The organism is uncultured Kiloniella sp. (assembly GCF_937128705.1).
Lineage (GTDB): Bacteria > Pseudomonadota > Alphaproteobacteria > Kiloniellales > Kiloniellaceae > Kiloniella.
Genome location: NZ_CAKZMP010000047.1, coordinates 1 through 8,795, shown reverse-complemented (window position 1 = coordinate 8,795; position 8,795 = coordinate 1). Strand labels below are relative to the sequence as shown.

General features: G+C 45.4%; 8 protein-coding genes. 2 read left to right on the top strand and 6 right to left on the bottom strand.

Features of this window, described 5'->3' with window-relative positions; all coding sequences use genetic code 11:
- Nucleotides 1-43: 43 nt before the first annotated feature.
- The 4 genes from Q0241_RS02790 to Q0241_RS02775 all read right to left on the bottom strand — a co-directional run bounded on the left by Q0241_RS02790 (nt 44) and on the right by Q0241_RS02775 (nt 3,478).
- Complete coding sequence (locus Q0241_RS02790) at nt 44-619, bottom strand: hypothetical protein (RefSeq protein WP_299372720.1); 576 nt, start codon at nt 617-619, stop codon at nt 44-46.
- Nucleotides 616-1,779 (bottom strand): succinyl-diaminopimelate desuccinylase, encoded by a 1,164-nt coding sequence (gene dapE, locus Q0241_RS02785; protein ID WP_299372717.1) that lies wholly within the window; start codon nt 1,777-1,779, stop codon nt 616-618. The genes Q0241_RS02790 and dapE overlap by 4 nt, the downstream gene beginning before the upstream one ends.
- Before the next feature lie 21 nt (nt 1,780-1,800).
- A complete protein-coding gene (gene dapD / locus Q0241_RS02780; protein ID WP_299372714.1) occupies nt 1,801-2,643 on the bottom strand; it encodes a 2,3,4,5-tetrahydropyridine-2,6-dicarboxylate N-succinyltransferase in 843 nt (280 codons plus the stop codon).
- A 163-nt stretch (nt 2,644-2,806) separates the two neighbouring features.
- Nucleotides 2,807-3,478, bottom strand: a complete 672-nt coding sequence (locus Q0241_RS02775) for a pyrimidine 5'-nucleotidase (RefSeq protein ID WP_299372711.1) — start codon at nt 3,476-3,478, stop codon at nt 2,807-2,809.
- Between the two features lie 203 nt (nt 3,479-3,681).
- Here Q0241_RS02775 and Q0241_RS02770 point away from each other — a divergent pair, with 203 nt between their 5' ends.
- Nucleotides 3,682-5,382 (top strand): sensor domain-containing diguanylate cyclase, encoded by a 1,701-nt coding sequence (locus Q0241_RS02770; protein ID WP_299372708.1) that lies wholly within the window; start codon nt 3,682-3,684, stop codon nt 5,380-5,382.
- Nucleotides 5,382-6,662, top strand: coding sequence for a DUF2336 domain-containing protein (locus Q0241_RS02765; RefSeq protein ID WP_299372705.1), 1,281 nt, complete (start codon nt 5,382-5,384; stop codon nt 6,660-6,662). Before Q0241_RS02770 ends, Q0241_RS02765 begins: the two co-directional genes overlap by 1 nt.
- Nucleotides 6,663-6,775: 113 nt before the next feature.
- On the opposite strand, the gene argB is transcribed toward Q0241_RS02765, so the two are convergent.
- Complete coding sequence (gene argB, locus Q0241_RS02760; RefSeq protein ID WP_299372702.1) at nt 6,776-7,684, bottom strand: acetylglutamate kinase; 909 nt, start codon at nt 7,682-7,684, stop codon at nt 6,776-6,778.
- Between the two features lie 108 nt (nt 7,685-7,792).
- The gene (gene yihA / locus Q0241_RS02755; protein WP_299372699.1) at nt 7,793-8,470 is read right to left on the bottom strand and encodes a ribosome biogenesis GTP-binding protein YihA/YsxC; all 678 of its coding nucleotides are present in this window, start codon (nt 8,468-8,470) and stop codon (nt 7,793-7,795) included.
- Nucleotides 8,471-8,795 lie beyond the last annotated feature (325 nt).

Genomic DNA, 8,795 nt, shown 5'->3' with positions numbered 1-8,795 from the left:
TTGGCAAAGAACCAACGGCGCAATAATCATCGATTGTGTCCGCTTACAAATACATCATATCTTGGTTTAAGGCGTGAATCGCCTGTGCCAGAACAATGTTGAAAATAACAAAGGCAGAGGCGGCAAACCAACCTGTTTCAAGTGTTGTTCTTGTCATATGAGCTTGGGCAGCGAGTATATATATCAGGCTTATTAGGGACACAAAGCTTGCTAATGCAGCTGGTAAAAGATCTGTTTGCAAAATAAAAAATAATCCAACAAACACAAGCGATTGCCATACCTGCAACCAATTATAATGAATTATAAAGAGACCAAATCTACCTTCTTTTTTATGCAGAAGTAGCAGTAGGTGCATCATGACCGGATAGGCGATCCAGTTAATGATATAAAACAGCGAATCAATAAGGAATAGAGCAAAAAGATCGACAGTTGGCTCTGGTTCCAGCGGTTGGGCAATCGTTAAATAGATTGTGCCGGGGATACAAAGGACCGCTGCAAAAAATGATTTCCAAAAGACCTCTGTATTCACAGTTGTCTGCGTTATCTGTGCGCCGTTAAAACGCATATACTGCAAAGCGTCGCCTAGGTTGGTTTTTATTTCTGCGAGAGTTGGGATCACGCTTTGAAATATCCCCTTAGCATTGTTTCATAGATCTTGGATAAACTCTCGAGTTCTTGGACTGTACAGTGTTCATCTACTTTATGAGCAGTATCGTTTAAGAGGCCAAATTCAGCAACTGTCGCGTAATCTTTGATAAAACGCGCATCCGACGTTCCGCCGGATGTGCCCAGCTCAGTTTTAACACCTGTTATATCTTGAATAGACGTGCCGATCAGATCGCTGAAAGGACCTGGGGGGCACAAAAACGATTCCCCGGATACGCGAATTTTTAGATCATAGTCAAAATCAGCCCGGTGTAGGCGTTCGCGTACCCAAGCTTCAATGTGGTCTGAGGTATAGAGGTCGTTAAAGCGAACATTGAAATTTGCCGTGATATCTGCCGGAATCACGTTTGTTGCCGGATTACCAACGTCAACGGTTGTTAATTGAAGGCTTGAAGGCGGGAAGTGTTCTGTTCCGCTATCCAATGGCTCTTGCAACAGATTGTGCAGCATGTTGATGGCGGGATGTAGCGGGTTGCTAGCCAGCTGCGGATAGGCCGTATGTCCCTGCACACCACGGACGGTTAAGGCGAAGTTCATAGATCCACGACGACCAATTTTGACCATATCACCAAGAACAGTATTGCTTGTTGGTTCCCCGACAAGACAGACGTCCATCTTCTCGCCCTTATCAGTCATCCAGTCGAGAACTTTGCGTGTTCCGTTTAGGCCAACGCCTTCCTCGTCCCCTGTAATAATCAGGTTTAGTGAACCATTTAGGTTTTGACCTTGAGGTGATTTCAAGAAACGGGTCAATGCAGCGACGTAGGCCCCGATAGAGCCTTTCATGTCGACGGTGCCGCGTCCAATTAGTTTGTCATCAACAACAGTGCCGCCAAAGGGATCAACGCTCCAGGCGTTAGCATCACCAACGGGAACGACATCGGTGTGTCCCCCGTATCCAAACACGGGGCCGTTTTTGCCTAATCGGGCATAGAGGTTATCAACGTCATAGGTTTCTGCGCAACTAAATGGCAAACGTTGACATTCAAAACCCAAGGGCTTTAAAAGCGATTCCATGAGGTCGAGAGCCCCTCCTTCTGTAGGCGTGACAGAGGGGCATCTGATAAGTGCCTGACTGACTTCTAAGGCAGAGGCGGGGTTCTCGACGGTCATTTATTTTCGCTCCGGTCTTCGTTAGTCACGTAAAAGATCATTGATTGATGTTTTTGAACGCGTGCGCTCGTCAACACGTTTCACAATAACGGCACAATATAGGTTCGGCCCCGGTGTTCCATCGGCAAGTGGCTTGCCAGGAAGTGTACCAGAAACAACCACGGAATAGGCTGGAACACGACCCATAAAAATTTCACCGGTTTCACGGTCAATAATTTTGGTGGATGCGCCGATATAAACGCCCATGGAAAGAACGGAACCTTCTTCAACAATAACGCCTTCGGCAACCTCGGCACGGGCACCAATGAAGCAGTTGTCTTCGATAATAACTGGACCAGCCTGTAGAGGTTCCAAAACACCACCTATACCAGTGCCGCCGGATAGGTGAACGTTCTTGCCGATCTGCGCGCAAGAGCCAACAGTTGCCCAAGTATCAACCATGGTACCGCTATCAACATAAGCGCCTAGATTAACAAAGCTTGGCATCAGGACAGCACCGGGCGCAATATAAGCTGAACGGCGCACGATGCTGCCGGGAACAGCACGGAAACCTGCGGATGCAAATTGATCGCCGGACCAACCTTCAAATTTTGAGGGAACTTTATCCCACCAGTTTGTGGCTTCGCCGGGGCCACCAGCGATGAGAGACATATCGTTGAGGCGGAATGACAAGAGGACAGCTTTTTTCAGCCATTGATTGACGATCCAACCGTCTGGACCTTTCTCGGCAACGCGACGCTGACCTGAATCCATAAGCATAAGAGCTTCGTCTACGGCTTCGCGAACTTCGCCTGTTGTTGCTGCGCTTACCTGGTCTCTGTTTTCCCAGGCACTTTCAATGCTATTCTGGATATCAGTATTCATAATGATACGTCCCATCGTCGACTGTTATCTGATTGAGCCCTCGCGGCTTTGGTGGGGACAATGCGGCAGAGGTTATTCTCTTGTCAAACGCTTACAGGCCCTGAAGCCGATGTTATACGATTTATGGCTTTTGGGGCGGGTTTATTCCCAATTTGAAGTAGGTTTATAAACTATTTAGCCAACTCACGAGATCGTCTGTGTGGTGATGAATAAAATCAGCAATCTGCCCTTTATCATCGGTTGCCCCCACGGATGCCCAATCGATATCTGTTTTGACCCAGACCGTTGTCATTCCCATTTCAGCCGCAGGTTTTAAATTTTTGGCAGAATCTTCGAAAAATACAGATCGGGTGGGGTCGATACCATGTTTCTTGATGATGTCGTCATAAGGGAATTGTGATGGTTTTGGTATGTAATCTGCATCTGCAATGTCGTAAATTTCTTCGAAATGATGACTAACTCCTAAGCGATCCATTACATTTGATGCGTGAATGTTGGATGCATTGGTAAAGATCAGCTTCCGCCCAGGCAGATTTGTAAGCGCTTTATTGAGTGCCTCGTTCGGTGAAATCACACCAAAATCGATATCGTGGACATAATTGAGATAGCGATCTGGTGCCAAATCATGATTGACCATAAGGCCTTTCAGTGTTGTGCCATACTGATGGAAATAATCCTTTTGAACTTTTTTGGCTTCAATTGGGTCGAGATCAAGAAATTCTTGTATAAAACTTCCCATCCGCTGTTCAATCTGCCCGAACAAATTGGACGAAGCTGGGTAGAGTGTATTATCCAGATCAAATAACCAGACATCTCTGTCATCTAAGCTCGCCATTTTTCACTTTCCAATCGTCGAACATTCATCTGCGTAATAAGAATGCCTAGTCAGATTTTTATGATTAGCCAAGCAAGAATCGCTTTTGCGATATTTAATTATGCAAAATCCCAAGTTTAAGTTGGTGTTAACTGTGGTGATTTAAACTTGGTCCAGAACAGTATCTGTGAGGTGCCGAGAAGGCTCTACCAGGAAAGACAAAAATGAATAAGAGTGTTGATTTGCCAAATAAAACCGACAAGGAACTATGGGGTGTTACCATTCCGGGCGGCCCCTTTGCAGATTTTCCTGGAGCGGTTCTTTTCGTTGAAAGAAACGGTCGTGTTTCCAGTGCAAATGAACAGGCTGATTTACTGTGTACATTCATTAAACGTGGTGGATCAGAAGAGTACCGCGATGCTCTGCAATCGGCATTGAGTGGGCGAGCTGCACAGGTGAACCCTTTGCTCGTGCGAGAAGGGAAGGATGAGGATAGTCGAGTCCTTGGCGCTTTTGATCTTGCCTTATTACCTTGGTCTGACGGGGCATCCGCGCTTTTGCTTGGGCGTAATATTTCTCTTGAACGTAACTTGCGCGCTGCGCTGATTGAATCCAGGCAACGTTATCGTGATCTTCTTGAGGCCGCGTGCGATTTCGCGTGGGAGACTGATAAAAAAGGAAAAATCAGTTTTATTACCCCCGAAGGAGGTTTGGGATTTTCTTCTACTGAGTTGTCAGGTTCAGATGCAGAAACCCTGTTTGCTGATCCATCATCAGTTGTTACTAACCCCTTTTCCTGCAAGGTTCCTTGCGAGGAGGAAGAAATTTGGGTCAAAGACAACTTTGGTGACGAGCGATGCCTGTTAGTAACGTCGATGCCTCTTTGGGGAGATCGTAGAATATGGCACGGTAATCGGGGGTTTTGTCGTGATATCACAGAACTACGTCATGATGAATTATTGCGGGCTAACGAGATTCATCGTGAACGTGTCTATAATAGAATCCTGGAAATTGCGCGCAGTGAAATGGTGCCGATGCGAATGTTGGTATCTGTCGCAAATTGTCTGATCCCGGCGTTACCTGTGGATGCTGTGATGATTAGCCATTTTGACGGCGATATATGGCAGGCTGTTGCAGAGGAAGGTGAAGCACTACAACTGGATGCGATTGCGCGGGTCCAAGTTGCAATGGAAATGGGCGAAATCGTTTATCAGGAAACCAGTTCAGATGGTATTCTTGTTGCTGTTTGTACTAAATTTCGTGGTCAGTTAAATGGATTTACTTGTCTGTGGCGTAAGGGGAATCGGGCTTCTTGGTCCCCTGGGGAAGGTGAACTTCTTGAACGTGTACAAGTTCAAATTGGTATTTCGTTGCAACAATACGGCCATCATAAAGAGCTTCAAGCCCTATCCAGTACAGACCCGTTAACAGGGCTTTTGAACAGGCGGCACTTTGAACACCTGCTAGATGGTTTTATCGAAGATAATCTTGGTGATGAAAAAACACATTTATTACTCTATCTTGATCTGGATAATTTCAAGTATGTAAACGATGCTTATGGACATCAAGAAGGAGACAAGGTTCTCAAGGATTTTGCGGAAATTTTAAAAAGTAAAACAAGGCGGAATGATTGGATCTCGCGTTTGGGGGGGGATGAATTCGTATTGTTCTTACCGGCTGTTTCCGAGGGAGAGGCGCAAGTCAAAGCGCAAGATCTATTGGATGCGCTTATTCCTGCGTTTTCCAGAAAAGATGACCCCAAGTGGTCTTTGAGTGCTTCTGTTGGTGGATATCTTTTTTCGGCACAGAAGGATACGAATCTATCCGATTTGTTATTACATGCAGATGAGGCCATGTACCGAGTGAAACGATCTGGCAAAAATGGCGTTTATGTCGTGAAAGAAAATAATGATGAGGTTGATTAATGAGTAAGTCAGCTGATTCGTCAAAGGGTGGTAAAAGAATGCAAGCAGCGTTGGCGTATGAAGACGCAAAAGAAATGGCTGAGAGCAAAGATAGTGACGTCAGGTTGTCATTGGCCAATCGCAAGGATATTCAACCGGAAATTCTTTATTATTTAGCTGATGATGATAATGCCAATGTACGTCAGGCAATTGCCTCTAACGCCTTAACACCGAAACAAGCTGATTTGTTGCTTGCAAAGGATAATGACAGTCAGGTTCGTATGGAACTTGCCGAGAAAATTGGTAAGCTGGCACCTGAACTGGATCGGAAAACACAAAGAAAAGCGTATGATTTTGTTATAAAAACCCTCGAAATACTTGTTGAAGATCAGCAAGATAAAGTTAGAGAAGTTATTTCTGAGGCTGTCAAAGAGTTAGACACAATTCCTGTCGCTATCGTCCGTAGGCTTGCCTGTGATGAGGTCGATAGTGTGGCATCTCCTGTTCTTCAATCCTCGCCGATTTTAACCGACGAAGACTTGTTGAAAATAATCTGGGATGGTGTGCGAGGCTCACGGTTAAAAGCTATTTCCCGGCGTTCCAATCTCGGCGAAAGCATTACAGATGCTATTGTTGAAACCAAAGATCACGACGCAATTGCTGCGATGCTTGATAACCAATCGGCACAAATACGCGAGGAAACGTTGGATCTATTGGTTGAGCAAGCCCCTGAGGTTCAGGTTTGGCACGAACCCCTTGTGAAACGTCCTAAACTTTCACCTCTTTCTTTGAAACGCTTGGCTGGTTTTGTTGCTGAAACTTTGTTGGAGAACTTATTAGACAGGCCAGATATGGATCCAGAAGTCTCTACTGCTATTGGCTTGGAAGTCCGTAAACGGATGGAGGTTGATAATGTTCTCCAGGAAAACATTGATTCTGAAGATGAGAAAGCAATAGAGAGTGAAGTTGAAAAACTGTATAAATCGGGAAAGTTGACAGAAGACCTTATAACGACGCGGTTACATTGTGGTGACCGTGAATTTGCTATTCAAGCTCTTGCCAAAGTTGCTGATCTACCGCCTTTGGTCGCGCGCAGAATGGTTCTTTCGAGGGCTGCAAAAACAGTCGTGGCCTTGGTTTGGAAAGCTGGATTTTCTATGGAGTTGGCAAATATTGTTCAATTACGGTTAGCAGGGATTCCACCACAACAGTCGATTAAAGCTGATGAGAATGGCGAAGCTCCTATTTCTGATAAAGAGTTGGATTGGCAAGTTACCCTATATCTTGATGATGCCGAATAGCCAGTAACTCACCAATCTTGACTTTCTGTCTGAGATTTCTCTTGATGGATTTTTTTGTCAGAGGGCTGATCCCCCCCCCAAAAAAGTATTTGAATAAGAAGCCTTACCGATTTCTAGGCCTTTTTGATCATCGTGCCTATGCCGCAATCGGTGAATATTTCTAACAGCATGGAATGCGCAACTCGACCGTCAAGGATGACGGCCGCATCAACGCCACCACGAACTGTTTCCAGGCAGGTTTCAAGCTTTGGAATCATGCCGCCACTAATTGTTCCGTCTTGCATAAGCTCTGCTGCTTTTGATATTGTGAGCTCTGAAATAAGTGTTCCTTGTTTATCCAAAACACCCGCAACGTCAGTCATTAATAACAGGCGTGATGCACCAACGGCAGCGGCAATGGCCCCAGCTGCTGTATCGGCATTGATATTATAGGTTTCACCATTTGGTCCGTAGCCAATAGGGGCGATCACAGGAATCATACCTGATCTATCTAACTCGAGAAGGAAGTTAGGGTTAATTTCTTCGGGTTCACCAACAAATCCGAGATCAAGAACCTTCTCGATATTTGAATCCTGATCTTTAATTGTTCGCTGTAGTTTTTTTGCTTTAATAAGGCTTCCATCTTTTCCTGAAACCCCAACAGCAGTTCCACCAGCTTTGTTAATTGCTGCGGTGATGCTTTTGTTGATCTTGCCAGAGAGAACCATTTCAACGATTTCAACAGTCTCGGCATCGGTTACTCGCAATCCATCGATAAATTCGCTGTTTACTGCAAGTCGTTTTAACATCTCACCGATTTGAGGTCCCCCACCATGAACGACAATGGGGCTGATACCAACTTGCTTTAACAGAACGATGTCGTGGGCAAATTTGTCCGCTAGATCTGCATCCCCCATGGCATGGCCACCGTACTTGATGACAACTTTTTTGCCGGAATAACGTCGCATAAATGGCAAGGCCTCTGAAATTGTCTGGGCTGTTCTAAGCCACTTTCTGGGGTCCTTGGCATGTTTGGTTGTCATCTTGGCGACCTTTGAATTCGTTATGTTGAGTTTGGGATAAGGTTCTTGATAGGAATGTGATTAACAGCTTATAGCGAAATATTTCGCAGGTGAAAACACGGACGTTTATCAACCTTGTTCCGTAAGTGCGGCGATGCTTGCTCTGAGTTCGGCAATGCCCAGTGATTTAGCGGATGAAGTTTTCATAATTTGCGGATGTGCTGCTGGACGCTTGGCCAGTTCGGCGGTGAGTTTCTTTTCAACTTCAGCAAGTGGTGTTGGTTTGATCTTGTCTGTTTTTGTCATGACGATCTGATAGGAAACAGCACAGGTGTCGAGCTCATCCATGATTTGGCGATCGCTGTCTTTTGCGCCATGCCGTGAATCGATCAAAAGCAAAATACGCTTTAGTTCAGCCCGTCCGCGTAAGTAGTTACGGGTAAGGTTTGTCCAATAGGCAATGTCAGATTTTGAAGCCTGTGCATACCCATACCCCGGAAGATCAACTAGCATGAGCTTCTGTCCAAGATCAAAGAAGTTCAACTGACGGGTTCGACCGGGTGTGTTCGATGTACGCGCCAGTGTTTTTTGACCTGTCAATGCGTTTACCAAGCTCGATTTTCCAACATTGGAACGCCCTGCAAACGCTATTTCTGGCAGGCTATAGTTTCCAATGTGCTCATCTTTTGTGGCACCTAGGATAAAGTCACAGGGCTTTGCGAAAAGCAATCGACCAGCTTCCAGCATCGCGGGGTCCTCTTCGGGTTTATCGAAGCGGTTGCCGGAATTTTGAATATCGTCAGTCATTTTTCTTTCCTTTGGCCCTATATCTCAGGCCCAGCATTCTATTGTGGGCAAAATATATTATTACATTTGAGAGCGGGGTGATGAATAGTCTTTGTTCTTGCTTTCAGCAAGGAATAACGCAAAAGGCCCTGACTTAGTGTCAGGGCCTTTCAATATCGATTTTGCAAAACCGTGGATTAACTTTTTGTTTCTGCAGGCGTGCGTCCCAAAGGAACACCAGCTTTTTTCATAATCACAGCTTGCTGAATAATGGAAAGCAGGTTGTTCCATGTCCAGTAAATCACGAGTCCGGCCGGGAATGTTCCGAGAAGGAAAGTGAAGAACA